The sequence below is a fragment of the Polaromonas sp. genome (assembly GCF_030682935.1).
Lineage (GTDB): Bacteria > Pseudomonadota > Gammaproteobacteria > Burkholderiales > Burkholderiaceae_C > Polaromonas.
Genome location: NZ_JAUXNA010000259.1, coordinates 1 through 24,275, shown reverse-complemented (window position 1 = coordinate 24,275; position 24,275 = coordinate 1). Strand labels below are relative to the sequence as shown.

General features: G+C 62.5%; 25 protein-coding genes. 7 read left to right on the top strand and 18 right to left on the bottom strand.

Annotation, left to right across the window (positions count from 1 at the left end):
* Positions 1-645: sulfate/molybdate ABC transporter ATP-binding protein (locus Q8K05_RS11880; RefSeq protein WP_305246809.1), on the top strand; the 645-nt coding region annotated here is incomplete at its 5' end.
* A 111-nt stretch (positions 646-756) separates the two neighbouring features.
* Positions 757-1,263 (top strand): disulfide bond formation protein B, encoded by a 507-nt coding sequence (locus Q8K05_RS11875; protein WP_305246808.1) that lies wholly within the window; start codon positions 757-759, stop codon positions 1,261-1,263.
* A 16-nt stretch (positions 1,264-1,279) separates the two neighbouring features.
* On the opposite strand, the gene Q8K05_RS18880 is transcribed toward Q8K05_RS11875, so the two are convergent.
* From Q8K05_RS18880 to Q8K05_RS11810, 12 genes are all read right to left on the bottom strand, one after another.
* Positions 1,280-3,313 (bottom strand): erythromycin esterase family protein, encoded by a 2,034-nt coding sequence (locus Q8K05_RS18880; RefSeq protein WP_370868838.1) that lies wholly within the window; start codon positions 3,311-3,313, stop codon positions 1,280-1,282.
* A complete protein-coding gene (locus Q8K05_RS11860; protein WP_305246807.1) occupies positions 3,310-4,023 on the bottom strand; it encodes a dienelactone hydrolase family protein in 714 nt (237 codons plus the stop codon). Before Q8K05_RS11860 ends, Q8K05_RS18880 begins: the two co-directional genes overlap by 4 nt.
* Before the next feature lie 222 nt (positions 4,024-4,245).
* Entirely contained in the window at positions 4,246-5,595 is a 1,350-nt protein-coding gene (gene argA, locus Q8K05_RS11855) for an amino-acid N-acetyltransferase (RefSeq protein ID WP_305246806.1), read from the bottom strand.
* Between the two features lie 232 nt (positions 5,596-5,827).
* Positions 5,828-7,333 (bottom strand): complex I subunit 5 family protein, encoded by a 1,506-nt coding sequence (locus Q8K05_RS11850; RefSeq protein ID WP_305246805.1) that lies wholly within the window; start codon positions 7,331-7,333, stop codon positions 5,828-5,830.
* Positions 7,330-8,784: a complex I subunit 5 family protein gene (locus Q8K05_RS11845; RefSeq protein ID WP_305246804.1), complete on the bottom strand. Its 1,455-nt coding sequence runs from the start codon at positions 8,782-8,784 to the stop codon at positions 7,330-7,332. Before Q8K05_RS11845 ends, Q8K05_RS11850 begins: the two co-directional genes overlap by 4 nt.
* Positions 8,777-9,082: an NADH-quinone oxidoreductase subunit K gene (locus Q8K05_RS11840; RefSeq protein WP_305246803.1), complete on the bottom strand. Its 306-nt coding sequence runs from the start codon at positions 9,080-9,082 to the stop codon at positions 8,777-8,779. Before Q8K05_RS11840 ends, Q8K05_RS11845 begins: the two co-directional genes overlap by 8 nt.
* Positions 9,079-9,744: an MnhB domain-containing protein gene (locus Q8K05_RS11835; RefSeq protein ID WP_305246802.1), complete on the bottom strand. Its 666-nt coding sequence runs from the start codon at positions 9,742-9,744 to the stop codon at positions 9,079-9,081. Before Q8K05_RS11835 ends, Q8K05_RS11840 begins: the two co-directional genes overlap by 4 nt.
* The gene (locus tag Q8K05_RS11830; protein WP_305246801.1) at positions 9,741-9,998 is read right to left on the bottom strand and encodes a DUF4040 domain-containing protein; all 258 of its coding nucleotides are present in this window, start codon (positions 9,996-9,998) and stop codon (positions 9,741-9,743) included. Before Q8K05_RS11830 ends, Q8K05_RS11835 begins: the two co-directional genes overlap by 4 nt.
* A complete protein-coding gene (gene mnhG, locus Q8K05_RS11825) occupies positions 9,995-10,312 on the bottom strand; it encodes a monovalent cation/H(+) antiporter subunit G (protein WP_305246800.1) in 318 nt (105 codons plus the stop codon). The genes Q8K05_RS11830 and mnhG overlap by 4 nt, the downstream gene beginning before the upstream one ends.
* Positions 10,296-10,577 carry a monovalent cation/H+ antiporter complex subunit F gene (locus Q8K05_RS11820; RefSeq protein ID WP_305246799.1) on the bottom strand — a complete coding sequence of 94 codons (282 nt, stop codon included), beginning with the start codon at positions 10,575-10,577 and terminating at the stop codon, positions 10,296-10,298. The genes mnhG and Q8K05_RS11820 overlap by 17 nt, the downstream gene beginning before the upstream one ends.
* Positions 10,574-11,047, bottom strand: a complete 474-nt coding sequence (locus tag Q8K05_RS11815; RefSeq protein ID WP_305246798.1) for a Na+/H+ antiporter subunit E — start codon at positions 11,045-11,047, stop codon at positions 10,574-10,576. The genes Q8K05_RS11820 and Q8K05_RS11815 overlap by 4 nt, the downstream gene beginning before the upstream one ends.
* Positions 11,044-11,247: a hypothetical protein gene (locus Q8K05_RS11810; RefSeq protein ID WP_305246797.1), complete on the bottom strand. Its 204-nt coding sequence runs from the start codon at positions 11,245-11,247 to the stop codon at positions 11,044-11,046. Before Q8K05_RS11810 ends, Q8K05_RS11815 begins: the two co-directional genes overlap by 4 nt.
* A 70-nt stretch (positions 11,248-11,317) precedes the next feature.
* Here Q8K05_RS11810 and hrpA point away from each other — a divergent pair, with 70 nt between their 5' ends.
* Positions 11,318-15,220, top strand: a complete 3,903-nt coding sequence (gene hrpA / locus Q8K05_RS11805; protein ID WP_305246796.1) for an ATP-dependent RNA helicase HrpA — start codon at positions 11,318-11,320, stop codon at positions 15,218-15,220.
* Between the two features lie 78 nt (positions 15,221-15,298).
* Here the strand turns inward: hrpA and Q8K05_RS11800 are convergent, their stop codons facing one another.
* From Q8K05_RS11800 to lptF, 6 genes are all read right to left on the bottom strand, one after another.
* On the bottom strand, positions 15,299-15,451 hold the full coding sequence (locus Q8K05_RS11800; protein WP_305246795.1) for a DUF3309 family protein: 153 nt from the start codon (positions 15,449-15,451) through the stop codon (positions 15,299-15,301).
* Positions 15,452-15,540: 89 nt separating this feature from the next.
* A complete protein-coding gene (locus Q8K05_RS11795) occupies positions 15,541-16,707 on the bottom strand; it encodes a pyridoxal phosphate-dependent aminotransferase (RefSeq protein ID WP_305246794.1) in 1,167 nt (388 codons plus the stop codon).
* Positions 16,704-17,648, bottom strand: a complete 945-nt coding sequence (locus Q8K05_RS11790) for a CysB family HTH-type transcriptional regulator (RefSeq protein WP_305246793.1) — start codon at positions 17,646-17,648, stop codon at positions 16,704-16,706. Before Q8K05_RS11790 ends, Q8K05_RS11795 begins: the two co-directional genes overlap by 4 nt.
* A 58-nt stretch (positions 17,649-17,706) precedes the next feature.
* A complete protein-coding gene (locus Q8K05_RS11785; protein ID WP_305246792.1) occupies positions 17,707-18,084 on the bottom strand; it encodes a sirohydrochlorin chelatase in 378 nt (125 codons plus the stop codon).
* A gap of 29 nt (positions 18,085-18,113) precedes the next feature.
* A complete protein-coding gene (gene lptG / locus Q8K05_RS11780) occupies positions 18,114-19,259 on the bottom strand; it encodes an LPS export ABC transporter permease LptG (protein ID WP_305246791.1) in 1,146 nt (381 codons plus the stop codon).
* Positions 19,256-20,380: an LPS export ABC transporter permease LptF gene (lptF, locus tag Q8K05_RS11775; RefSeq protein WP_305246790.1), complete on the bottom strand. Its 1,125-nt coding sequence runs from the start codon at positions 20,378-20,380 to the stop codon at positions 19,256-19,258. The genes lptG and lptF overlap by 4 nt, the downstream gene beginning before the upstream one ends.
* 58 nt (positions 20,381-20,438) lie before the next feature.
* Here lptF and Q8K05_RS11770 point away from each other — a divergent pair, with 58 nt between their 5' ends.
* The 4 genes from Q8K05_RS11770 (at position 20,439) to Q8K05_RS11755 (ending at position 24,089) form a co-directional block, all read left to right on the top strand.
* Positions 20,439-21,959 (top strand): leucyl aminopeptidase, encoded by a 1,521-nt coding sequence (locus tag Q8K05_RS11770; RefSeq protein WP_305246789.1) that lies wholly within the window; start codon positions 20,439-20,441, stop codon positions 21,957-21,959.
* Complete coding sequence (locus tag Q8K05_RS11765; protein ID WP_305246788.1) at positions 21,956-22,393, top strand: DNA polymerase III subunit chi; 438 nt, start codon at positions 21,956-21,958, stop codon at positions 22,391-22,393. Before Q8K05_RS11770 ends, Q8K05_RS11765 begins: the two co-directional genes overlap by 4 nt.
* Entirely contained in the window at positions 22,390-22,713 is a 324-nt protein-coding gene (locus Q8K05_RS11760; RefSeq protein WP_305246787.1) for a hypothetical protein, read from the top strand. Before Q8K05_RS11765 ends, Q8K05_RS11760 begins: the two co-directional genes overlap by 4 nt.
* A gap of 245 nt (positions 22,714-22,958) precedes the next feature.
* On the top strand, positions 22,959-24,089 hold the full coding sequence (locus Q8K05_RS11755; protein ID WP_305246786.1) for a branched-chain amino acid ABC transporter substrate-binding protein: 1,131 nt from the start codon (positions 22,959-22,961) through the stop codon (positions 24,087-24,089).
* Positions 24,090-24,275 lie beyond the last annotated feature (186 nt).

Sequence of the window (24,275 nt, the reverse complement as noted above, 5' to 3'; positions counted from 1 at the left end):
GCACGTGCGCTGGCGGTCGAACCCAAGGTGTTGTTGCTCGACGAACCTTTCGGCGCGCTCGATGCCAAGGTGAGGAAAGAGTTGCGCCGCTGGCTGCGCCGCCTGCACGACGACCTGCATGTGACCAGCATTTTTGTCACGCACGACCAGGAAGAGGCGCTCGAGGTCGCCGACCGCGTGGTGCTGATGAACCAGGGCAAGGTCGAGCAGATCGGCTCGCCGCAGCAGGTCTGGGACCATCCGGCCAGCCCGTTTGTCTACGGTTTCCTGGGCGACGTGAACCTGTTTCACGGCCGCGCGCACGAAGGCCAGGTGCAGCTTGAAGGCGTTCGCATTGACTCGCCCGAGCATGCCGGCGCACAGGACGCCAAGGCCTTTGCCTATGTGCGTCCGCACGATCTGGAGGTTCAGCGCTACGTGCCAGGCGCGACCGGCATCGTGGCGACGCTGGAACGGGCGATTGTGATCGGGCCGATTGCGCGGCTGGAACTTATTCCCGTGGATGGCTACCAACAAACAGCCGCGCCGTCTGGCGACCCCTTGATTGAGGCCCAAATGCCGGCGCAGCAGTTTCGTGACATGGGGCTCAAAGAGGGGGATACGCTGGTGCTGACGCCGCGCAAGGCCCGTGTTTTTGTGGCTTGACAAAAGTCGCCAGCGTGGCGTCCTGAGCACGCATCCTGAGGCAGGGTGCTTGCGCTTAAACTGGGAGCCAGCCCTTGCTTTTTTGGGATCAACGTGAACCACAGGATGACCATGTTTTTGACTTACTCTGATACGGTGCCACGCCGTGTGCTGGCACTGGTGTCGGCGGCCTGCGTGCTGTTGCTGGCTTTTGGCCTGTATTTGCAGCACGGGGTCGGGCTGGAACCTTGCCCGATGTGCATCGTGCAGCGTTACGCCTTGGTGCTGATCGCCATCGTTTCAGGCCTCACCGCATTCGCCCGCCAAAAAGGGCTGCTGATCACGGGCGCCAGCCTGCTGCTGCTGCTGTCGGGTTTTGGCGCGTTTGTGGCGGCCCGCCAAAGCTGGCTGCAGTGGTATCCACCCGAATTCGCCTCGTGCGGCCGGGACTTTTACGGAATGATTGAAACCTTTCCGCTGCAGCGCGCCATTCCCATGATCTTCAAGGGCAGCGGCGACTGCAGTAAGGTGGACTGGACGTTTCTGGGCGGCTCGATCGCCAATTGGTCCTTCCTGTGCTTTGTGGCGGTCGGCCTGACGGCGCTGGTGCTGATCGTCCGGCTGGCGCGCCAACGCTGAACGCCTGCTACACCTTTTAAATTCCTGACGGAAAAGTTTCCGGCGCTTCGCCGGTGCGCCACACCTCGCCTTTTTCCAGCGGCTCCAGGGCGCTGGTTTCGTCGATGTGAATGAGCGCGTCGAACTGCTTTGCCAGGCGGGTGTAGAAGTAGTGGCTCTGGCGTTCGGTTTCGGGCCGGTAGATGACGCCAATGGCGCGCTGCAGCCGCTGCGTCGCCGCCAGCGTGCGTAGCGCCGGGTCGTCGCGCAAAGGCAGCAAAAAGCGCGCGGTTCCGGTCTGGTGAAACACCTCTTCCCAGCTGCCCGGCAAGCCATCGCGCACGCGCTTGCGCTCAGGCTGCTTGTCCCACTCCGACGCCGCCGTGACCCAGCCGTGGTGCGTGCTAAACCCCACCAGCACCGCGTCGTCGGCGTAGCGGTCGCGAATCAGCTGGCCCACGTTCCATTCACCCCGCTCGCTCATCTCGGTAGCGGCGGCATCGCCCAAATGCGAGTTGTGGGCCCAGACCGCCATGCGCGGCGGCGTGCCGCCAGCGCCCAGGTGGCGGTCCAGCGCCTGCAGCGTCTCCACCATATGGCTGTCACGCAGGTTCCAGGAGGACACACGCGCATGGAACATGGTGCGGTAATACTCTTCGGCGTTGCGCACCAGGCGCGCATTTTGCTGGGCATAAAAAGCCTCGTCGCGCTCCATGCCGGGCGTGGGCGGCAACTCGCCGGCGCGCCGGGTCATCTCGCGCAGCTGCTGAATCACCTCGTCCTCGCAACTGGGGCCCAGGCCAAAACTGGCGGCGTAACCATAAGCCTGGCTGTCTTCTGCGGCATGGTCAAAACAGGCATAGCGCGCGCGCGCCCGGCCTGCGGCTTCGGGATCGACCCGGTCCAGGTAGCGCAGCACCTCCTGGATGGAGGTGAACAGGCTGTACAGGTCAATGCCGTAAAAGCCGACCTGGCTGTCGGGGGCGCGGCCGGTGTTGTAGTCGCGCAGCCACTCCACAAAGTCGCGCACCTCGGTGTTGCGCCACATCCAGGACGGAAAGCGCTTGAAGCCCGACAGCGCGGCGGGTGCGTCGGCGTCCCCGGGCAGGCCGCGCACGTAGCGGTTCACGCGCCAGGCATCGGGCCAGTCGGCTTCCACGGCAACGGCGGTAAAGCCTTTTTCTGTGATCAGGCGCCGCGTGATGGCGGCGCGCTCACGGTAAAACTCGCATGTGCCGTGCGAAGCCTCGCCGAGCAGGGCAAACCGTGCAGGCCCGATCAGTTTCATCAGCGGGTCGTAGTCGCGCGGGCTGCCGGTCAGCGGCTGCAGATGCCGCTGCAGGCCTTCCAGCACCGGGCTTTTGGCACGCGGGGCGTGGGCTTGCTGAGTGGGCACCGTATTTGTCGGGATCGACTTGACGTGCAGGCGGCGGGCTTCATCGAGCAGCGTGCGCACTTCGTCGTCGCTGGCTTGCGGAAATTTTTCATACCACAGGCCAACGGCGCGAAACGGCTCGGGCATGGCGGCGCAGACCAATTCGTCGACCTCGCCCTGAAGCGACAGGCAGGTGTCCTCGGCGCCCACCGGCACCGCCACCACCAGGTGCGCCGGGTGCTGCTGGCGAATTCCCCGCACCGCCGCGCGCATGCTCGCGCCCGTGGCCAGCCCGTCATCCACCACGATCACCGTGCGGCCCGCCAGACTGAGGGCGGGGCGCTGGCTGCGGTACAAGTGCTCGCGCCGCACCAGTTCGGCCTGTTCGCGCGCAATCACCTCAGTAACCTCTTCGGGTGACACGTCCAGGCCGGGCAGGGGGGACATCACACGCACGCCGCCGCTGGCAATCGCGCCCATGGCGTATTCCTCGTGGCCCGGAAAGCCCAGTTTGCGCACCACAAAGATGTCCAGCGGTGCCTCCAGCGCACGCGCCACCTCAAAACCCACCGCCACGCCGCCGCGCGGCAGCGCAAGCACTACCAAATTGGGGCGGCCACGGTAGTGCGCCAGTTTTTCAGCCAGCACGCGTCCGGCGTGGTGGCGGTCCTCAAAGGGCAGGCGTACGTCCCTCATGATGCGTGCCCCGATTTTTCTGCCTGCTTCACGGCAGCCTTGCTCTTCAAGTGGGTGGCAAACCAAGAGGCCGCCAGGTCGGCGACTTGTTCCAGCGTGCCGCGTTCCTCAAAAAGGTGCGTCGCCCCGGGAACAATCGCCAGACGCCTGTCGCACTGCAGGTGCTCGAAGGCCTGCTCATTGAGTTCAATCACCCCGTGGTCAGCGCCGCCCACAATCAGCAGCGTAGGCGCCGTGACAGCCGCCAGCGCCACCGGGCCGGCCAGGTCGGGGCGGCCGCCGCGCGACACCACCGCCGAAATCCGGTCGCCCAGCCGGGCGGCGGCAATCAGCGCCGCAGCGCTGCCGGTACTGGCGCCGAAGTAGCCGATGGGGACATGCTGCAAGTCCTCTTGCGCCAGCACCCACAGCGTGGCGTCCTGCATGCGGCGCGTCAGCAGCGCAATGTCAAAGCGGTGTTCACGGGTGTGCATATCGATCTGCTCCTCTTGCGCCGTGAGCAAGTCAAACAGCAGCGTGCCGACACCGGCTTGCTGCAGCTTTTGCGCAACCTGCCGGTTGCGGGCACTGTGCCGGCCACTGCCACTGCCGTGGGCAAACAGCACCAAGCCACAGAAATCTGCAGGCAACACCAAATCGCCATAAAGCCAGGCATCGCCGCAGGCAATTCGGACTTCACGGGCCAAGGGCGTTGGCGTGGGATTGTTCATGAGGAGTCCTCCAGCTAATGCCTCAGCTTAGGCAAAGCCAGAACAGCGCGCCATCAGATTTTTCTTATTTCCGCGTAGGCGTTCAGCAGCCCGGAGGGGGTCTTTATTTTTTAGAAAAATTTGGCCAAAGCGCAGCTCAGCCGGGCATAGGAAGCTATCAAAATGAAAGCACTCCAGCGCTCCCGGCCAGCCGGACTACAACGCTGAATGAACGCCCTCCGGTCAGCTCAGCTTTTTCACCAGCACCTGGCTTTTGCGGTCCCAGTTGTACTTGCGCTTGCGCGCTTCTGGCAGCCAGTCGGGGTCCACCGGCACAAAGCCGCGCTTGATAAACCAGTGCATGGTGCGCGTGGTCAGCACAAAAATGCTTTGCAGGCCTGCGGCGCGGGCCCGCTGCTCGATGCGCTTGAGGATTTTCTCGCCGTCGCCCTGGCCCTGGCTTTGCGGCGACACGGTCAGCGCGGCCATTTCAGCGGTTTTGGCTTCGGGATAGGGATACAGCGCGGCGCAGGCAAAAATCACGCCGTCGTGCTCGACGATGGTGTAGTGGTCGGCATCGCGCTCAATTTCGGTGCGGTCCCGCTTGACCAGGGTGCCGTCGTTTTCAAACGGTTCAATCAATTGCAAAATGCCGCCCACGTCGTCGCTGGTGGCTTCACGCAGGGATTCCAGCTTTTCATCGACCACCATGGTGCCAATGCCGTCATGCACGTAAATTTCCAGCAACAGCGAGCCGTCGGTGGCGAAGGGAACGATGTGGCTGCGCTCCACGCCCGCCTTGCAGGCCTTGACGCAGTGCTGCAGGTAAAAGGCGGTGTCGGTCGGACGCTCGCCGGCGGGCAGGCGGGCCAGCAGCTTTTCAGCGGCGGCCAGCGGCAACTCGGTGTCAATCGGGTTGTCGTCGCTCGCCGGCTGGTCGGGGTGAACCCGGATGCCCGGGATTTCGCTCACAAATATCAGCTTGTCGGCCTGCATGGCAATGGCCACCGAGGTGGCGACTTCCTCCATGGTCAGGTTGAAGGCTTCGCCGGTGGGTGAAAAGCCAAACGGGGACAGCAGCACCATGGCGCCAAAGTCCAGCACGCGGCCCAGGGCGCCGGTATCGACCTTGCGCACCAGCCCGGAGTGCTTGAAATCCACGCCATCGAGAATGCCCACCGGCCGCGCCGTGATGAAATTTCCGGAAATGACGCGCACCGTGGAGCCGGCCATGGGTGTGTTGGGCAGGCCCTGGCTGAAAGCAGCCTCAATTTCATAGCGCAACTGGCCTGCGGCTTCCTGCGCACAATCAAGCGCAATCTCGTCGGTGATGCGCATGCCGTGCGAGTATTTGGCCGCATGACCTTTGGCCCGGAGCTGTTCATTGACCTGCGGCCGAAAACCGTGCACCAGCACGATCTTCACGCCCATGCTCTGGATCAGCGCCAGGTCGGTTGCAATGTGCGGCAGCTTGCCTGCGGCAATGGCTTCGCCGCAGACGCCCACCACAAAAGTCTGGTTGCGGAATTTGTGGATATAGGGCGCCACCGAGCGAAACCAGGGAACAAAGGTGAAATTGAAGACCGTGGACATGGGCGCGCTTTCGGATTCAGGAGGCGTAGATTTGACAAAAACAAGCGGGTGAAAGTGGGCCCTGGCAAGGTCCCGGGACCGATTTCCCGGCAACACGGAAAAATTGCTGTGAGTGTAAGGGAGGAAATTACGGGCCCGCAGGCGATGCCGTTTCTTCATGGCCATGGTGCGGGAGGGTTGGCGACCCCTACGTCGCAAGATGATTCTGACCGGGCAGCCGGGTTAAAGGGCGTTAAGGCCGCAAATACTCTCTTTGCGTGATCAATTGGGCCCAGTAAAGAGGACTCCACTGACTATCGGCGAAGATGCCGGCCGCCAGGGTGGCGGCGGCGGTAACCATGGGAGGCAGAAGCAGCAGCCAGACGGTTTCGCGCCTTCCCTTGGCCGGGATACGCTCCTCCGGCCAGCGAGCGGAGGTGGACATGAACCAGGCGCGGTAAAGGATGGGCAGGAAATAGGCGGCATTGAGCAGGCTGGAAGCCATGAGCACCCAGACCGCCCAGTCGAGGCCGGCGGCTTGGGCGCCGTCGGAGAGCCAGGCCTTGCTGACTGCGCCGACAGTGAACGGCGCGCCCATCATTCCCAGGGCGGCGATGCTGAAGGCCAAGGTGGTGGCGGGCATGCGCCGGCCCACGCCATTCATTTCGCTGACCTTGTGCACACCGAGGGTTTCGGCGTAATTGCCGGCGCAGAAGAACAGCGTGATCTTCATGATGCCCTGGTGCACCAGATGCACCAGCCCGCCGATGGTGCCCAGCGGGCCGAACATGGCCAGCCCCAGGACGATGTAGGACACCTGGCTGACGGTGGAGTAGGCCAGGCGCCTCTTCAGATCATCCTGGGCCAGCGCCCGCAGGCTGCCCCAGAGGATGGTGACGGCCGCGACCACCGCCAGTGGCAGCAACAGGTGCAGGGACTGGGCGAATGCCACCCCGTAGACCTCATGGACGATGCGCACGATACCGAAGACCCCCGCCTTCACCACCGCCACCGCATGCAGCAGCGCGGAGACCGGCGCCGGCGCCACCATGGCCTGCGGCAGCCAGCCATGCAGCGGCACCAGGGCCGCCTTGACACCCACGCCGGCAATGAGCAGCAGGAAAATCATCCGCAACTGCCCGGCATATTCCGGCCCCAGAGCCGCCATCACGCCACCGTGGGTGAATTCCACCTGACCCAGCAGGCTCTGCAGCCACACCACGCCCGAGAGCAGCAGCGCCCCGCCAACCAGGGTATAGGCCAGATAGACCGTGCCGCCGCGCATGGCGGCCGATGTGCCGCGGTGCACCACCAGGGGATAAGTGGACACGGTCAGCAGTTCGTAGAAGATAAAGAAAGTGAACAGGTTGCCGGCCATGGCGATGCCCATGGTGGCGGTGACGCACAGGCTGAAAAAACCGAAAAAGCGGCTGCGCTGGGGGGCGTTCTCCAGATAGCCAATGGCGTACAGCGTGGTGAGCAGCCACAGCCCGGCGGACAGCGTGATGAACAACAGGGCCAGGGCATCGGCCCTGAACACCAGATCAATGCCCGGCAGCACCGTGTGGCGAAAGCCGTAGGTCTCGCCAGCATGCACGCCCGCCAGCAGCACGCCCACCAGAATGAGCTTCGCTGTCGCTCCGAACAGGTTCAGGGCGGTGCGCATGCCCACCTGCTCTTCCGGCAAGGTAAAGATGACCAGCCCCGGCAGCAAAGACGAGGCCAGTACCGCAAGTGGCAGGGCTTCGTTCAGCGTCATGCAGCGCCGCCCACGGCCAGCAGTGCCATGATTTCCACGCCCCGCAGTCCCAGCAGCACGCTGGCGACGGCGAGCCCGAAGGCGATCCACTCCAGGCTGCGCGGCACGGGGTGGAACTGGCTGGATTCCGGCGCCAGCAGGAAGGCCTGGCGCAGCACACGAAACACATAGACCGCCGCCAGCAGGCCCCCGAGGATCACCACCATCACCCAACCCCATTGCCCGTGCCTCAGCGCGGCATCGATCAACAGCCATTTGGCCAGGAAGCCGCCGGAGGGTGGCAGCCCCATGATGGTCATCCCTGCGAGCGCGAAGGCGAACAGCGTGAATGGCAGTCGTCCCGCCACGCCGGCCAGGCTGTCAACGGTGTCACGTTGGGTGGCGCGCATCAACACCCCGACAGCGGCGAACATGGCGGCCTTGGCCAAGCCGTGGGACAGGGCCTGCATCACACCGGCCTGCAAGGCCAGCCCATCCGGCGCCAGCAGCGGAAAGATCAGGAACAGATAACCCATCTGAGCCACGGTAGACCAGGCCACCAGCATTTTCAGACGGTTGGCGCGAATGGCCTGGACGGAACCCCACACAATTGCGGCAACCCCCAGCAGCCCGGGAAGCCAGGCAACGACGCTGCCGAGCGGGGCGAAGATGCCGAGCCACAGACGCAGGATCAGATAAAACGAGGCCTTTACCACCAGGGCCGACAACAGCGCGGAGACTGGGAGCGACGCGCTGCCGTGGGCGGGCGGCAGCCAGAAATGGAAAGGGAACAGGGCGGTCTTCGCCATCAGCGCAATTCCCATCAGACCCGCCGCCAGCCAGACCGCCAGGGGTGCATGGGATGAGATCAGGGGCGCAAGCGCGGCGATGGATACCGTGCCATAAGCACTATAGAGCAGCGCCACCCCCAGCAAATAGGCACCGGAGGCCATCAGGCTCACGAGCAAATAACGCAGGGCGGCCGCCATCTGCGATCCACCGCCCCCCGCCGCCACCAGTCCCACGGCAGCCAGACCGATGAGTTCCAGAGCGACGTAGAGGTTGAACAGGTCGGAGGAAAGAAACAGGGCGTTCATGGCCGCCAGCAAAAAGCCGGTCAGCGGCCAGAAGTAGGCATGGACGGCGATGCCGTGCTTGTCGTCGCCGAAATAAGCGCGGGCATAGACGGCCAGGGGCAGCGCCACCACCTGGGTGAACAGCAGCATCACCGCCGCCAGGCCGTCGGCGACCAGATCGATGCCCAGGGGCGCACCCCAGCCCCCCACGGCATGCACCCGAGTCCCCTCATCAAGCAGCCCGATGGCGAGCAGCAGCGCCAAGGCCAACTGCCCAGTCAGCCCCAGAATGGCCAGCCGCCCCCCGCGTCCCGGCCCAAGCAGGAAGGTCAGCCCGGCCCAGCCCAAGGGCAGCAAGACCAGCCATGGGAGCGGGTCAAACAGGAAGTCAGGCATGCTCTTCTTCATCCGGCAGCCGCGTTTGCCCGGTCAGGGTCTGCAGCCGGCGCAGCAAGGCCAGCGCCAGGGCGGTGGCGGCCACGGCCACCACGATGCCGGTGAGCACCATGGCCTGGGGTACCGGATCAACGCCGCCGTCGCGCTGAGCCAGGCCCACCAAGACGAGGAAGGCGCCGCTGCCCATGAGGTTGAAAGCCAGTATCTTGCGCAGCAGGTGGGCGAGCAGAACCACCCCGGCCGCCCCCATGGTGAACAGCAGGGCGCCCGCAAGCGCATAGATCAGGCCGGGCGTCATGGGCTCTTTCGCCGGTCGGTGAGCAGCAGGAACAGTCCCGTCATGATGAGCCCGATGGACAGGGTCAGCCCCGTCTCGATGAGCAGGATCAGGGCCCCCGCCCACGGCGGGGGGTACTGCAACAGGCTGCCCTTGAGGAGCAGGGCGGCGGCCACCGTCAGAAAGACCAGGAATCCGCCCACAAGCCCCAGACGCAACAGCAGGCCGGGACTGGTCCAGGCCGGCAGCAGGCGCGCCAGGTTGAGCAGCACCGCCGCCGCGGCCAGCACCACGCCCGCCTGGAACGCCCCGCCGGGGCGGTGAGCGCCGGCCCAGAGCAGATAGCCAGCGGTCAGGATCATGAGCGGTATGGCGAAGCGCGCCAAAGTTTGCCGCACGGGCTCGCCGGGCGGGGCATGAGGCGCTTGCTGCCCTTCATCCGAGACGGCCAGGATCCCGAGCAAGGCCAGCAGCAGCACGGCTACCTCCAGCAAGGTGTCATAGCCGCGAAAATTAAGCAGCACGGCAGTCACCGGATGGTCCACGCCGCTTTGCGCCAGGTTGGCCGCTACCGCCCCAGGCAAGTCCACGGCGGGCGCGGAAAGATCAAGCATCGCGGCGATCAGGGCGGTGGCAAAAAGTGCGGCCAGCAGGAGGAGGGCGAAGCGGGCGAGACCCTTCATGGCGTGTCGTCCGCCTTCTCGCCCGACCTCAACGCCCCCAGCGCATCCAACAGCAGCGCGCCGGTCAGACCCGCGCCGATGGCAGCCTCGGCCAGGGCGATGTCTGGTGCGGCCAGGCGCGCCCAAGCCAGGGCCATGAGCAGCCCGAAGACGATGAACATCACCACGGCGCGGGTCAGGTCTGGCGTGGCAAGCGTCCGCCAGGCACTCCATAACAGGGCCAGGGCCAGCAGCAGGTCGAAGGCCAGGGTCATGGCTTGTCCACCTTCCTGGTCCAGGGCGTGATGCCCAGCCTGTCGGCGCGCCGGGCGATGGCGTAGCTCACTGTGGCGCTGGCGATCAGCACCAGGGGCCAGATGAGCAGGAGTTTCAGGGCGGCGGGCAGGCTCTCGGCCTGCAGGGCCAAGCCCAGCACCACGCAGCCCAGGCCCAGGTTGTCCGCCTTGGTCAGGGCGTGCAGCCGGGTATAGACATCAGGAAAGCGCAGCAGGCCCACGGTACCGGCCAGGTAAAACCCGGCGCCGACAATGAGCAGCAGGGCACTGATTCCCTCAAGCACTACCGTCATGATCGTCTCCTTTGCGGCGCCATGCCCGCTGGGCAAAGGCCACGCCGACGATGGCGGCGAGCAGCGCCAGCGTGAGCGCCGCATCCACCAGCGCCGGCCCGCCTCCCGCATAGGCGAGCAGCAGCAATATCCCCACCCCGGTGGTACCGAACAGCAGCGCCACCAGCATGCGGTCCGCCGCCGTGGGACCGCGCGCCGCCCGGATCAGCGCCGCCAACAGGTTAACCAGCAGAAACAGGGCGACGGGCCATTCCAGTCCGGTCATGGCGCTATCCCCAGCATCCGGGCGATGCGCGCTTCGACCTCGCGCACCTCTTTCGCGATGGGCCGCCGCTGATCCAGTACGTGCAGGCGCAAGGTGGCCTGATCAATGCGCACAGTGACTGTGCCGGGCAGAAGGTTCAGGGTGTTGACCAGTATCACGCGCGCCAGGCCAGGGGGCAAGGTGAGGGGCAAGTCCAGCATGAGCGGGGCGAGATCGAGCTTGGGGCGCAGGGCCATGGCCGCCACCTGAATGCCGCCCTTCACCGAATGAACCAGGAAAAACCCGGCAAATCCCAACAGTCCGGTGATGGAGAGACGGCTCCGTTCCGGTGGCAACAGGTGCAGGCTGGCGGCCACGGCCAGAGCGATGCTCACCATGCCCACACCCCAACTGTCGGTCCGCCCCTGCGCCAGCACCCACCAGATCAGGGCGAAGGTCAGCCCGCGCCGCACGATGGCCTGCGTCCTCATGCTGGCGGCTCCCCGGTGGCGGACGGATTGGTGACGCGTACCCATTCCGGCGCATCGGCGCCGCCGGCCATGATGATGGCACCGTAGATGGTCTGCCCGAAATCGAATACCAGCCAGGCTACCGACGGTCGATCCGGGTCAGGGGCGAGGTACGGATGCCGGTTCTTCATGGCTGCGCTAAAGGTTAGCGACAAATACATCGCAAGTTGATTCTAGCGTCAGCGCCTGCAAGAACGCCGATAATCAGCGGCTTTGACTGCTGATTTCTCCTTGTCCCCTCTGGCCATTACCTTTCCCGAGTCGCTGCCCGTATCCGGCAAACGCGAGGACATCACTGCCGCGCTCACCGCCCACCAGGTCATCATCGTCTGCGGCGAAACCGGCTCGGGCAAAACCACGCAACTGCCCAAAATTGCGCTGGCCATGGGGCGCGGCAAGCTCAACTACCCGCCCGGCCAGGGCAAGCTGATCGGCCACACCCAGCCGCGCCGCATTGCGGCGTCCAGCGTGGCCAAGCGGATTGCCGAAGAGCTGAAAACACCGCTGGGCGACGTGGTCGGCTACAAGGTGCGCTTTCAGGACCGGCTGAGCCGCGATGCGTCCGTCAAGCTGATGACCGACGGCATTTTGCTGGCCGAAACGCAGACCGACCCGCTGCTGCGCGCCTACGACACGATCATCATTGACGAGGCGCATGAGCGCAGCCTGAACATCGACTTTTTGCTGGGCTATTTGCGCCAGCTGCTGCCGCGCCGGCCCGACCTGAAGGTGGTCATCACCTCGGCCACCATTGATGCGCAGCGTTTCGCCGACTATTTCGCGTCTGCCCAAGGTCCCGCGCCGGTCATCATGGTGTCGGGCCGCATGTTTCCGGTCGAGCAGCGCTGGCGGCCTTATGAAGAGTCGCGCGACTACGATTTGAACAATGCCATTGCCGACGCGGTGGACGAGCTCTGGCTCAATCCGCACAGCGCGGGCGACATTCTGGTCTTTTTGCCCGGTGAGCGCGAGATTCGCGAAGCCGCCGACCATCTGCGCAAGCACCTGGCGCACCAACCCTTGACGCGCAATGCCGAAGTGCTGCCGCTGTTTGCCCGTCTCAGTCCGGCGGAGCAGGACCGGATTTTTGACGGTCACACGGGCCGGCGCATTGTGCTGGCCACCAACGTGGCTGAAACCTCGCTCACGGTGCCGGGCATCCGCTATGTGATTGACGCGGGCACGGCAAGGGTCAAGCGCTACAGCTTTCGCAACAAGGTCGAGCAGCTGATGGTCGAGCCTATTAGCCAGGCGGCGGCCAACCAGCGCGCCGGCCGCTGCGGGCGGGTGGCCGACGGCATCTGCATCCGGCTTTATGACGCGCAGGACTTTGCGGGCCGGCCGCGCTTTACCGACCCCGAGATTTTGCGCAGCTCGCTGGCCTCGGTGATTTTGCGCATGAAGGCGCTGCACTTGGGCACGATTGAAGACTTTGCGTTCATCGAGCCGCCGCAGCGCCGCGCGATTGCCGACGGCTACCAGTTGCTGGCCGAGCTCGGCGCGGTCGACGACGACAACGAACTGACGCCGGTGGGCCGCACGCTGGCCAAGCTGCCGCTGGACCCGCGCGTGGGCCGCATGATTCTGGAAGCCAAGGACCGGCAGGCGCTCGATGAAGTGCTGGTGATTGCCAGCGCGCTCAGCGTGCAGGACGTGCGCGACCGGCCCATGGACAAGCAGGCGCAGGCCGATCAGGCGCATGCCAAGTTCGACGACGAAAAAAGCGAGTTTGTGGGGTATTTGAGGCTGTGGAAATGGCTGGGCGACGCGCGTGGCGGCCATGATGCGGTTCATAAACTGACGAATCGGCAGTACGAAACCCTGCTGCGTGAGAACTTTGTCAACATTCGCCGCGTGCGCGAGTGGCGCGACATCCACTCGCAATTGCATGCTGTGGTGGGCGAACAAGGCTGGCATCTGAACGACAAGCCGGCCAGCTACGAGCAGCTGCACCTGTCGATGCTGTGCGGCTTGCTGGGCAACATTGGCTGCAAGAGCGAGGACGAAGACTGGTATTTGGGCGCGCGCGGCATCAAGTTCTACCGCCACCCCGGCGCCAAGCTCAGCAAAAAGCCGGGCCGCTGGATCGTGGCGGCGGAACTGGTGGAAACCACGCGCCTGTTTGGCCGGGGCATTGCCAACATCGAGCCGCTATGGATAGAGCAGGTGGCGGGCCACCTCTTGAACAAGCAGTTGCTCGACCCGCACTGGGAGAAAAAGGCCGCGCAGGTCACCGCGCTGGAGCGAGCCACGCTGTATGGCCTGGTGGTGTACAACGGCAGGCGCGTCAACTTTGGCCGGGTGGACCCGGTCACGGCGCGCGAGATTTTCATTCGTGAAGCGCTGGTGGCGGGCAACTGGGACACCAAACTGCCGTTTCTGGCCGCCAACCAGAAGCTGATTGAACAGGTGCAAGACCTGGAACACAAGGCGCGGCGCCAGGACGTGCTGGTCGATGAAGAGCTGATTTACGCCTTTTACGACCAGCAGTTGCCGGCCGACATCTGCACCGGCGCCAGTTGCGAGCGCTGGTACAAGGACGAGATCAAGCAGCAGCCCAAGCTGCTGCTGCTGACCCGTGACGAGTTGATGCGCCACGAGGCGGCCGGCATCACCACCCAGTCTTTCCCCAAAACCCTGCGCCTGGGCGGTGTGGACTGCATGGCAACCTACCTGCACGAGCCCGGTGACGCCAAGGACGGCGTGACGGTCGAGGTGCCGCTGTTTGCGCTGAACCAGGTCAATGAGGAGCGCTGCGAATGGCTGGTGCCCGGCATGCTCAAGGACAAGGTGCAGGCACTGATCAAGACCCTGCACCAGCGCCCGCGCTCGCGGCTGGTGCCGCTGCCCGACACCGCTGCCCGCATGGCCGAACAACTGAACCAGCCGCAGCTGTTTGGCAGCGGCTCGCTGACGGACGCGGTGCTGAAGTGGGTACGCGATGCCACGTCGCTGGACATCAAGCGCGCCGACCTGAAGCTGGACATGCTGCCACCGCATCTGTTCATGAACTTTCGCGTGGTGGACGAACATGGCCGGCAGCTGGGCACGGGGCGCAACCTGGGCGCGCTGAAAGGCGAGCTGGGTTCGCAGGCGCGCGGGGCTTTTCAGGCGCTGGCCGGGCTCAAGAACCTGGCAACCGCGCCCGGGGCTGATACCTCCAAAAATACCGCAGTTGTTACAAATTCAGCATCAAATAAGGCTCTGGCCCAATCAGGACGGGCGCAAGCAGCTCCTGAAAATATAGCAATTAAAGTACCCGAGCGCTACACTAGCTGGCGTTTTGGCGAGTTGCCCGAGCTGATGGAAATCCGCAAAGGGGCGCAAACACTGATTGGTTTCCCGGCGCTGATCGATCTGGGCGATGCGGTGACGATCGAGGTGTTTGACGAACCCGATGCGGCCGCCGCCAAACACCGCGCCGGCTTGCGGCGGCTGTTTTCGCTGCAGATCAAGGATGCGCTGAAGTACCTGGAAAAGAACCTGCCGGACCTGCAAAAAACGGCCACGGCCTACATGCTGGTCGGCCGCGCCGCCGACAACTCGGGCGGCGGCACGCTGGAAGAGCTGCGCCAGCAAATCATAGACGTGGCGCTGGACCGGGCTTTCCTGCTGGATCCGCTGCCCACCAATGAAGCCGACTTCAAAAAGCGCATTGACGACGGGCGAGGGCGGCTGACGCTGATTGCCAGCGAAGTCGCGCGCCTGGCCGCCGCCATCCTGACCGAGTTCGCTGTGGCCCAGCACAAGATCAAGGACACCAAAAATGCGGCGGAAGCGGCGCTTGATGCCGCGCAGCAGTTGCAGCGCCTGGTGCCCAAACGGTTTTTGAGCAGCACGCCGTACGGGCAACTGCAGCACTTTTCGCGCTACCTCAAGGCCATCACCTTGCGGCTGGAGAAGTGGCGCGCCGACCCGGCCCGCGATGCCGCAAAAATGGCTGAATTGCGGCCGCAGGAGCAGCGCTATTGGCGCCTGGTGGCCGACCGCAAGGGCGCGGTAGATGCCCGCATGCAGGAATACCGCTGGCTGCTCGAAGAGCTGCGCGTGAGCTTCTTCGCGCAGGAGTTGCGCACGCCGCAGCCGGTCAGTGTGAAGCGGCTCGACAAGGCCTGGGCGCAGTTGAACAGCTGATGGCCGTACTGCGGACGAAAAAAAAACAGGACCTTGCGCAATGCAAGGTCCTTATCAGGGGGAAACGAAACCCGCAGGTTAAATGCGTCCCATCAGCAGCAGTACGATCAGGATGATGACAACCAGACCCAGGCCACCGCTGGGACCGTAGCCCCAGCTGCGGCTGTGGCCCCATGTTGGCAGCGCGCCGACCAGGATCAGAATAAGAATGATGAGCAGGATGAGCGACATTGAAAAATTCCTTGTAATGTGCACTGATTGTTGCCCGGGGTGGGGTGAATTCAGGCAGGAAGGTGTCGCGTTCAGCCGTCAGGGGCTTCCTACAGTTTGGCCAGACGCTGCAGCGCAGCCATCAGGGTTTCATCCTTTTTGGCAAAGCAAAAGCGCACCACGCGCTGATCGAACCCATTGCCGTAAAACGCCGACAGCGGAATGGCCGCCACGCCGATCTCGGTGGTCAGCCATTTGCAAAAATCAGCCTCATTCAAGTCGCTGATGTGCGAAATGTCCACGCACTGGAAATAGGTGCCTTCGCTGGGCAGCAGCTTGAAGCGGGTGCCCGCCAGGCCGCTGCGAAACAGCTCGCGCTTGCGCTGGTAAAAGGCGGGCAAGTCCAAGTAGGGCCGGTCATCGGCCATGTAGGTGGCCAGGCCGTACTGCACCGGCGTGTTGACGGTGAATACGTTGAACTGGTGCACCTTGCGGAACTCGGCGCTCAGCGCCGCGGGCGCTGCGACATAGCCGACCTTCCAGCCGGTGACATGGAAGGTTTTGCCAAAGCTGCTGACAATGAAGGCGCGCGCCGCCAGGCCGGCAAAGCGCGCTGCGCTGTAGTGCAGCTTGCCGTCAAACACCATGTGTTCATACACCTCGTCGCTGATCAGCAGCACGTCGGTAGGCGCCAGAATGTCCTGGAGCTTGCGCATGTCGGCCTCGGTCCAGACGGTTGCGCTCGGGTTGTGTGGCGAATTGATCAGGATGGCGCGGGTCTTGGGCGTGATGGCGGCTGCAATCTTGTCAAAATCCGGTCGGAAAGTGCCCGGCGTCAAAGGCACACGCACCGCCGTGCCGCCGGCCAGCTCAATGTTGGGCACATAGCTGTCGTAGCAGGGCTCCAGCACGATCACTTCGTCGCCGGGGTGAACCACTGCCAAAATGATGGTGATGATGGCCTGCGTGGCACCCGCCGTGATGGTGATCTCGGTGTTGGGGTTGTAGTGGTGGCCATGCAGTTTGGCCAGCTTGGCGGCCACCGCCTCGCGCAGCACCGGCACGCCGGGCATGGGCGGGTACTGGTTCAGTCCGCGTTGCATCGCCTCCGTGACGGCGTTGACCAGTGTGGGGTCGCAGTCAAAGTCAGGGAAACCCTGGCCCAGGTTCACGGCCCCTCTTTCTGCTGCCAGTGCGGACATGACGGTAAAAATGGTGGTGCCCACTGCGGGCAGCTTGCTGCGCAGCAGCGGGGTATGCGGGATTACTTGGGTCATACTTCGTAGTCGTTGATGCGGCCTGACATGGCCTTGGTGATCAGGTCGCGGTTCAGCTTGTCGCTGAGCAGCTCGGCAAACTTGTAAACAAAATTGCGCAGGTAGGCGCTGCGCTTGAAAGCCACCCGGGCCACGTTCACGCCAAACAGCGGGCCGGCCGGCAGGGCCAGCAGGTCGGTGTTGGTGCCGTCGTCCCTGATCGCCATCTCGGCCACAATCCCCACGCCCAGTCCCAGCCGCACATAGGTCTTGATCACGTCGGAGTCAATCGCTTCCAGGGCGATGCGCGGGTGCAGGTGCTTCGCGGCAAAAGCCTGGTCAATCTTGGTGCGTCCCGTGAACGAAGGGTGGTAGGTGATCAGCGGTTCCCGGGCCAGGTCTTCCAGTGTGATGTGCTCGTTTTTGGCCAGCGGGTGGTCCAGCGGCATGACCAGCATGTGCTGCCATTCATAGCAGGGCAGCGTCACCAGATCGTCGTATTGGGCCAGTGATTCCGTGGCGATGCCAATCTCGGCCACTTCGTCCAGGAGCATGCGGGCCACCTGGTCGGGTGAGCCCTGGTGCAGGCTGACATTGACTTTGGGGAAGGCCTCGCGCAGCTTGGCCACCGACTGCGGCAGCACATAACGGGCCTGGGTGTGGGTGGTGGCAATGGACAATGTGCCACTGTCCTGGGCCGAAAACTGCTCGCCAATGCGCCGCAAGTTGCCCACTTCGCGCATGATGATTTCTATGCTTTTGAGTACATGGTCGCCGGGCTCGGTGACGCGTTTGAGCCGCTTGCCATGCCGCGCAAAAATCTCAACGCCCAGTTCTTCTTCCAGTTCGATGATGGCCTTGGAGACACCCGGCTGCGAGGTATGCAGCGCCTTGGCGGTTTCGGTGAGGTTCAGGTTGCGCCGCACGGCCTCTTGGACAAAGCGGAATTGGTGAAGATTCATATGAAATATCGGCTAATAGTTAATTTTATTATGCCAAAATTTTACTAATGAAATTTTTTCAGGCGAGGGCGATGTCGGCCATCAGCGCTGTCAGTTGCGCGTACTCGCCGGCGGTGGGAAGGAGATCAATCACCACGTCGGGATGTGCGGCCCGGATTTGTTCGACCAGCAGCGGCAGGTCTTCACGGGCATGTTTCCCAACTCCGAAAAAAAGGGGGAATACCTTGATGCGACGGGCGCCGGCGGCGGCCAGTTCAAGGGCAGCTTCGGGCAGCGAAGGCGCGCAGAGCTCCAGGTAGGCGCAGCAAACCTGTGTCTCGGGCTGGCGCGCGCGGATCTGGGTGGCCACGGCTTCAATTGGCGCGCGCCACTGCGGGTCGCGGGAGCCATGGGCAAACAAAACAACAGCGGTGCGTGTGGGGGGCAATGAGGTCATATGGACGGGCAATAGTCTGTCACGCTGCGCTAGCGCTTTAAAACCAGCCAGCCAAACGCGCCCAGTGAAACTGCCATGTACAGCAGCCCCGGCGTCGCAGCCGCCAGCCAGGGTTGCCAGTTGCGCAGGTTGCCGATGTAGCCAAACACGTTGTTGAGCAGGAAAAAACTGATGCCAATCATGACACCGGAAAACACATAGCCTGCGATGCCGCCGGAGCGGAAATGGAGGTAGGCAAAAGGCAGTGCCAGCATGACCATGACGAGGCAGCTGAGTGGGTAGAAAACCTTTCGCCAGAATTCGATTTCGTAGCGCTGGGCCGTCTGGCTGTTGGCTTCCAGATGGCGAACGTAGTTGAAAAGGTCCAGCGTTCCCATGCGTTCGGGCTTGAGCAGCGCCACCGACACCATCTCTGCGTTGAGCCCGGTCGGCCATCGAAAGCTCTCCACAGTGCTTCGGGTCACTTTTGCCCCTTCTTGGGCTTTTCCGTCCGGGGTAGCGGCATCGGGGACTTCAAATTCCGCGCGGCTGGCCTGCGAGAGTTGCCAGGCCGCTTCAGCCGTAAATATCGCCAGGGGCGCCTGGGTGGTCGAGACAATCCGGCCTTTGTTGTTGAATTCGAAAATCTGCACGCCCTTCATTTCGTTGTCAGGCGTCAGCGTTTTGACGTTGACCACGTAGTTGTTGTAGGCCTGCTTTTCCTTCAGCCACGCTCCCGTCTGACCAATGGTGATCTGGCCCTGGTAGCGCGCCTTGAGCAATTGCGCGGCGCGCTCGCTGGCGGGCGCCACGTAGTCGCCCACCGAAAAACTCAGCACCACAAAAAATGCGCCCAGCGCCAGCAGCAGCCTGAGCGCGCGCCATGGGCCCAATCCGCTGGTGCGCAAAATGGTGAATTCAGAACTCTGGGCCAGGCGAGCCATGACAAAAATGGTGCCGATCAACACCGAGATGGGCAGTAGTTCGTACAGATGATTGGGGATCAGCAGGGTTACATAGAGCAGCGCGTGCCTGATCTGGTAAATGTTGTCAGCGCTGCCGAGGCCATTGCTTTTGCCAAGGTACTGCAACTCGTCGACCAGGTCAAAAAAGAAAAACAGCGCCAGAAAGCCCAGCGCCACCAGCGCAATGGCGGCGAGCACCTCGCCGTAAATCAGGCGGCGTACGGTTTTCATGGGTGGCTCCCGTTGGCGCGCACCGCCGGAGGTGGGCGACGCAGGCGCGGCGCCAGCCTGAAAACCCAGTTGGAGTGCCGCTTGGCCAGCCAGCCGAGGCCCAGCAGAAATACGCCGCCGTGCAGCAGCAGCAGCAAGTTGCCAAAACCGATGAGGCCCGCAACAACCCAGCCTTGCCCCAGGCTGATCAGGTTGTTGTAAACCACAAATGACAGCAAGACAAAAATCAGGTTGCCACTGCGCCCGCTGCGCGGGTTTCCGCTGGCCAGTGCCAGGGCCAGAATTACAAAATTGATCGCTGACAATGCCAGCCCGAAACGCCACGCCAACTCACTGAGGTTGCCGGGCGTGGGCGCCTTGATGAGGTCGCGTGTGGACAACAGCTTGGCGGCCGGTGTGTCTTCGCTGAAGGCGTTCGAGGCGCCCGTTTTGGTGCCGTACTCTTCAAAGTCGCTGACTTTGAGGGCAGATTGTCCAATGACGTTTTCCAGCCGCTGGCCGTTTTCAAGAATCAGGAATTGCGCGTCTTCCCTGGTTTCAAGGCGGCCTGAGCGTGCCGTGGTGACGGAGTTTTTGCCTTTTTCGGTGGCAGCGATAAACACATTGTTGCTGGCTTGTTCGCCTGCCAGGTCGCGGTCGATGAAAAACACGCGGTTGCCGCTGGAGGATTCCTGAAACTGTCCGGGTGCAATGCGGTCGAGGTCGCTGCGCTGTTCATAGCGGCTTTGCATGTCTCTGGTTTGCTGGTTGGTCCACGGCCAGACAAAAAGCGCGAGCAATGTCACCACCAGCAGAACCGGCCAGGCAAAGCGAAACAGCGGCCTCAGAAAGCCCGCCAGTCCCTGGCCGCTGGTGAACCAGACCACCATTTCACTGTCTCGGTACATGCGCGACAAGGTGCTGACCATGGCAATAAAGAGCGACAGCGTCAAAATCGTGGGTAGTCGGCCCAAAGCCGAATAAGCCATGAAGAGCATCACATCCTCGGGGTTGATGAAACCGCGCGAGGCTTGGCCCAGCGTGCGAATCAGCACGATGGTCATCACGATCGTGACGATCACCACCAGGGTTGCGCCGAAACTGCGTGCCAGTTCTTTGCGAATTGAAGATTGGAATAACATTGTCTGGTTAGCAGCTTTTGCGTTGTTCTATTTTTGTTTACCTACCCAACCCTGAATTATGGACTTTGAACTCAAAACACTGCCCCGCACCCGTATATGCAGCGAAAAATGTGACGCTCTTGTGGTGCTCGTTCCGCAGGACTTCAGCTCCACTGCTGACCCTGTTTCAGTGCTGGTCGCGCTTGCGCTCAAATCTGGTGACTTTGAAGCCAAGCCGGGCAAGCTGCTCATCACCTACCGCACGCCGGGCATTGCGGCAACGCGGATCGTGTTGGTGGGGGCGGGCGATGAGAGTCCTAAAAATGTCAGGACGGCCGTGAATGCCGCGCTGGGGGCCTTGAAGGCCAGCAACGCGCAACGCGTGGTTCTTTGCCTCAGCGCACTGAACAGCCAGCATCCCGAAGCAGTGCGTGCCGCCGTTGTGGCCTGCAGCGACGCTGTGTACGCCTACACCACCACCAAGTCCAAGGCCAGCCCTGCAAAACTGCAGCGTGTCGTGGTCGGCGTGAGCAGTCTTGCAGACACCAAGGCGGGATTCAACAAGGGGACTGCGCTGGTCAAGGGTATGGAGTTTGCCAAGGAGTGGGCCAACCGGCCGGCCAACCACGCCACCCCGACCTTGCTGGCTGGCGCCGCCAGGGAACTGGGTAAATTGCCCAACATCAAGGTGGACGTGCTGGGCCCCAAGGAAGTCGCCAAGCTGGGCATGGGCTCGTTCATGGCGGTTGCCCAGGGCACGGCCGAGCCTTTGCGTTTTATTGTGCTGCATTACGAAGGCGCTGCCAAGGCAGTTGCGCCGGTGGTGCTGGTCGGCAAGGGCATTACCTTCGATTCAGGCGGTATCTCGATCAAGCCTGCGGCTGAAATGGACGAGATGAAGTTCGACATGTGTGGCGCCGCGAGTGTGCTGGGCACCTTTCGCGCGCTGGCCGAATTGCAGCCTGCGCTGAACGTGGTCGGCCTGATTCCTGCGAGCGAAAACATGACTGGTGGCAGTGCAGTCAAGCCCGGTGATGTGGTCACCAGCATGAGCGGGCAAACCATCGAAATTCTGAACACCGATGCAGAAGGGCGGCTGGTGCTGTGCGACGCATTGACTTACGCGGAACGTTTCAAGCCCAAGGCCGTGATCGACATCGCCACGCTGACGGGCGCGTGCGTGATCGCCCTGGGCGGCGTGCGCAGCGCACTTTTCTCGACCGACGAGCCACTGGCCCAGGCGCTGATCCAGGCGGGTGAATCCTCGCTGGATCTGTGCTGGAGAATGCCGCTTGATGAGGAGTATGCAGAAGGACTCAAAACAAATTTTGCGGATGTCGCCAATATTGCAGGAAGAGCTGCAGGCGTGGTGACCGCTGCCAAGTTTTTACAGCGCTTTGCCACCCGCTTTCCCTGGGCACACCTGGACATCGCCGGTACGGCCTGGAAGGGGGGCGCGGCGAAGGGCGCTACCGGTCGCCCCGTTCCCCTGTTGCTGGACTATCTGCTAAGCCAGGTTCCCGTGGCTGTGGCAGGAAAAGTGCCCGCCAGAGCCAAGCCCGTGAAGCAGCGCGCGCCCGTCTCCAAAACCGGGTTATGACCGAAATAGCCTTTCACTTCAATGTGGCCGACAAGCTGCTGTACGGATGCCGGTTGCTGCGCAAGGTTTATACCAGCGGCGCCGGCGTGGTGGTGACGGCAGAGCCGGAACTGCTGGCTGAACTTGATCAGTTGCTGTGGAGCTTTTCACCAACCGACTTTGTGCCGCATTGCCGCCTCGGTGCGGGTGAATCCGGCCATGGTGAGGCGCCGGTGTTGCTTGTTGAGTCACTCGAATCGTGCGCAGGCTACAGTGTTCTGGTTAACCTGGGTCAGGAGATTCCGCTCAAGTTCGAGCGGTTTGAGCGATTTATTGAGGTGGTTGCGCAGGGCGAGGACGACCGCCTCGCCGCGCGCAGTCGCTGGAAGCATTACACCGACAGGGGCTACGCCATGAAACGACATGACCTTGCAACGGCCGGGGAGGGTGCATGAGCAATGCCTCGGTTCCGCCCCGTTTTGTTCCCACGCTGACGGAGGTTTTCCAGCCTGCTCCCCCGCCGGTACTGACCCCGGGCGAGGCCGCAATGCCGATGACGCTTTCTCCCGGGCAGCAAGATGAAATGGTCAAGCGTGTCTTGCAGCGCATAGACATGACGCTGGAGCGGCGCTTGCGCGAGGCGGTTGGGCAACTGATCCTGGAGCACACCGAAACCCTGGCACCCCGTCTTCGTGAAGAGATTGAGCGGGTGGTGCGCCAGTCGGTTAACCAGGCGGTGGACCAGGAGGCAGTTCAACTTCCGGTTCGGTCTTGAGTCGATAAAAAGACCCGTCGGCACCCCCTTTGGCCGCCCGTTTTGTTTGCGCCTGTGCACAAACCACTGCGGTGCCCCCGAGTCAATGTTTGCTGCCAGTCCATCGCTTATCCGGGTAAACCCTCTTATCGGCAACAACCTAGGGACGTTGCTATAGTGCGGGCCCGAAAATTGCGTTATGTTCTGCCCCGTTGGGTAAAAAATTGTTCTCAACCTTTAATGGTAATTTTCTAATCGGAGTGTTTATGCAAATGAAATTAAAACTGACAGTAGTGGCTTGTCTTGCAGCGGTCGCAGGTATTGCCTCCGCACAAGACGCTGTGGTCAAAATTGGTCACGTTGCACCGATGTCCGGCGCACAGGCCCACTACGGCAAAGACAATGAAAACGGCGCGCGCATGGCGGTTGAAGACCTGAACACGCAGAATATTGTCATAGGCGGCAAGAAAATAAAATTTGAATTGGTGGCTGAAGATGATGCCGCTGACCCAAAACAGGGCACGGCTGCCGCACAAAAACTGTGCGACTCCAAAGTGGCTGGTGTGGTCGGTCACCTGAACTCGGGCACAACGATTCCTGCGTCCAAGGTGTACAACGACTGCGGCATTCCGATGGTGACAGGCGCGGCAACCAACCCCAACCTGACCAAGCCTGGCTACAAAACCACCTACCGCATCATTGCCAACGACAACGCGCTGGGCGCAGGTCTTGCTTTTTACGCAGCTGACGCATTGAAGTTGAAGAGAGTGGCCATCATTGATGACCGCACTGCTTACGGCCAAGGCGTTGCAGAAGTGTTCAAAAAGACGGCTCTGGCAAAAGGCATGACCGTGGTGGATGAACAGTTCACCACCGACAAAGCCACCGACTTCATGGCCATCCTCACGGCTGTGAAATCCAAAAACCCCGATGCGATTTTCTTCGGTGGCATGGATCCTCAGGGCGGCCCCATGCTGCGCCAGATGGAGCAACTTGGCATGAGCAACGTCAAGTATTTTGGTGGTGACGGCATCTGCACGGCTGAACTGGCCAAGCTGGCTGCGGGTGCCAAGACCATCGGCAATGTTGTTTGCGCCGAAGGTGGGGCATCGCTCGCTAAAATGCCGGGCGGTGAGGCCTGGAAAAAGCGTTACGACGCCAAGTACCCCGCTCAGTTCCAGGTTTACAGCCCGTATACCTACGACGCAACTTTCGTGCTGGTTGACGCCATGAAGCGTGCCAACTCCACCGATCCAAAAGTCTACAACCCGGAGTTGATCAAAGCCAACTTTAAAGGCGTGACCACCACGATTGCTTTCGAGTCCAATGGCGAGTTGAAAAATCCGGCGATCACTTTGTACGTGTACAAAGACGGCAAGAAATCAGCCCTGAACTAGAGCGTTCAGCGGAAAGAAAAAAGCTGCCGTGAGGTGTAATGCCAGTCAGTCAAGAGTCTGGCAGGCGCGGTAGGGTAAAAAAGGACGTGTTAATCACGTCCTTTTTTTTTATGGTGCGCCCGGCAGGGCGCACTTACTCGGAGGTGAAAGTCCTCTACGGACCCGGCAAGGGGAACCGTTAGCCGA

Bases quoted from the DNA above. Each gene is read 5' to 3' on its own strand.
- Q8K05_RS11820 (WP_305246799.1), bottom strand. From the start codon at position 10,577: ATGACCGGACTGGAATGGCCCGTCGCCCTGTTTCTGCTGGTTAACCTG.
- Q8K05_RS11875 (WP_305246808.1), top strand. From the start codon at position 757: ATGTTTTTGACTTACTCTGATACGGTGCCACGCCGTGTGCTGGCACTG.
- Q8K05_RS11765 (WP_305246788.1), top strand. From the start codon at position 21,956: ATGACCGAAATAGCCTTTCACTTCAATGTGGCCGACAAGCTGCTGTAC.
- Q8K05_RS11845 (WP_305246804.1), bottom strand. From the start codon at position 8,784: ATGCCTGACTTCCTGTTTGACCCGCTCCCATGGCTGGTCTTGCTGCCC.
- Q8K05_RS11860 (WP_305246807.1), bottom strand. From the start codon at position 4,023: ATGAACAATCCCACGCCAACGCCCTTGGCCCGTGAAGTCCGAATTGCC.
- argA (WP_305246806.1), bottom strand. From the start codon at position 5,595: ATGTCCACGGTCTTCAATTTCACCTTTGTTCCCTGGTTTCGCTCGGTG.
- Q8K05_RS11810 (WP_305246797.1), bottom strand. From the start codon at position 11,247: ATGTATTTGTCGCTAACCTTTAGCGCAGCCATGAAGAACCGGCATCCG.
- lptG (WP_305246791.1), bottom strand. From the start codon at position 19,259: ATGAAAACCGTACGCCGCCTGATTTACGGCGAGGTGCTCGCCGCCATT.
- mnhG (WP_305246800.1), bottom strand. From the start codon at position 10,312: ATGACGGTAGTGCTTGAGGGAATCAGTGCCCTGCTGCTCATTGTCGGC.
- Q8K05_RS11840 (WP_305246803.1), bottom strand. From the start codon at position 9,082: ATGACGCCCGGCCTGATCTATGCGCTTGCGGGCGCCCTGCTGTTCACC.
- Q8K05_RS11815 (WP_305246798.1), bottom strand. From the start codon at position 11,047: ATGAGGACGCAGGCCATCGTGCGGCGCGGGCTGACCTTCGCCCTGATC.
- Q8K05_RS18880 (WP_370868838.1), bottom strand. From the start codon at position 3,313: ATGAGGGACGTACGCCTGCCCTTTGAGGACCGCCACCACGCCGGACGC.
- Q8K05_RS11795 (WP_305246794.1), bottom strand. From the start codon at position 16,707: ATGACCCAAGTAATCCCGCATACCCCGCTGCTGCGCAGCAAGCTGCCC.
- Q8K05_RS11830 (WP_305246801.1), bottom strand. From the start codon at position 9,998: ATGACCCTGGCCTTCGACCTGCTGCTGGCCCTGGCCCTGTTATGGAGT.
- Q8K05_RS11770 (WP_305246789.1), top strand. From the start codon at position 20,439: ATGGACTTTGAACTCAAAACACTGCCCCGCACCCGTATATGCAGCGAA.
- Q8K05_RS11755 (WP_305246786.1), top strand. From the start codon at position 22,959: ATGCAAATGAAATTAAAACTGACAGTAGTGGCTTGTCTTGCAGCGGTC.
- Q8K05_RS11760 (WP_305246787.1), top strand. From the start codon at position 22,390: ATGAGCAATGCCTCGGTTCCGCCCCGTTTTGTTCCCACGCTGACGGAG.
- Q8K05_RS11790 (WP_305246793.1), bottom strand. From the start codon at position 17,648: ATGAATCTTCACCAATTCCGCTTTGTCCAAGAGGCCGTGCGGCGCAAC.
- Q8K05_RS11800 (WP_305246795.1), bottom strand. From the start codon at position 15,451: ATGTCGCTCATCCTGCTCATCATTCTTATTCTGATCCTGGTCGGCGCG.
- Q8K05_RS11850 (WP_305246805.1), bottom strand. From the start codon at position 7,333: ATGACGCTGAACGAAGCCCTGCCACTTGCGGTACTGGCCTCGTCTTTG.
- Q8K05_RS11785 (WP_305246792.1), bottom strand. From the start codon at position 18,084: ATGACCTCATTGCCCCCCACACGCACCGCTGTTGTTTTGTTTGCCCAT.
- lptF (WP_305246790.1), bottom strand. From the start codon at position 20,380: ATGTTATTCCAATCTTCAATTCGCAAAGAACTGGCACGCAGTTTCGGC.
- Q8K05_RS11835 (WP_305246802.1), bottom strand. From the start codon at position 9,744: ATGAAGGGTCTCGCCCGCTTCGCCCTCCTCCTGCTGGCCGCACTTTTT.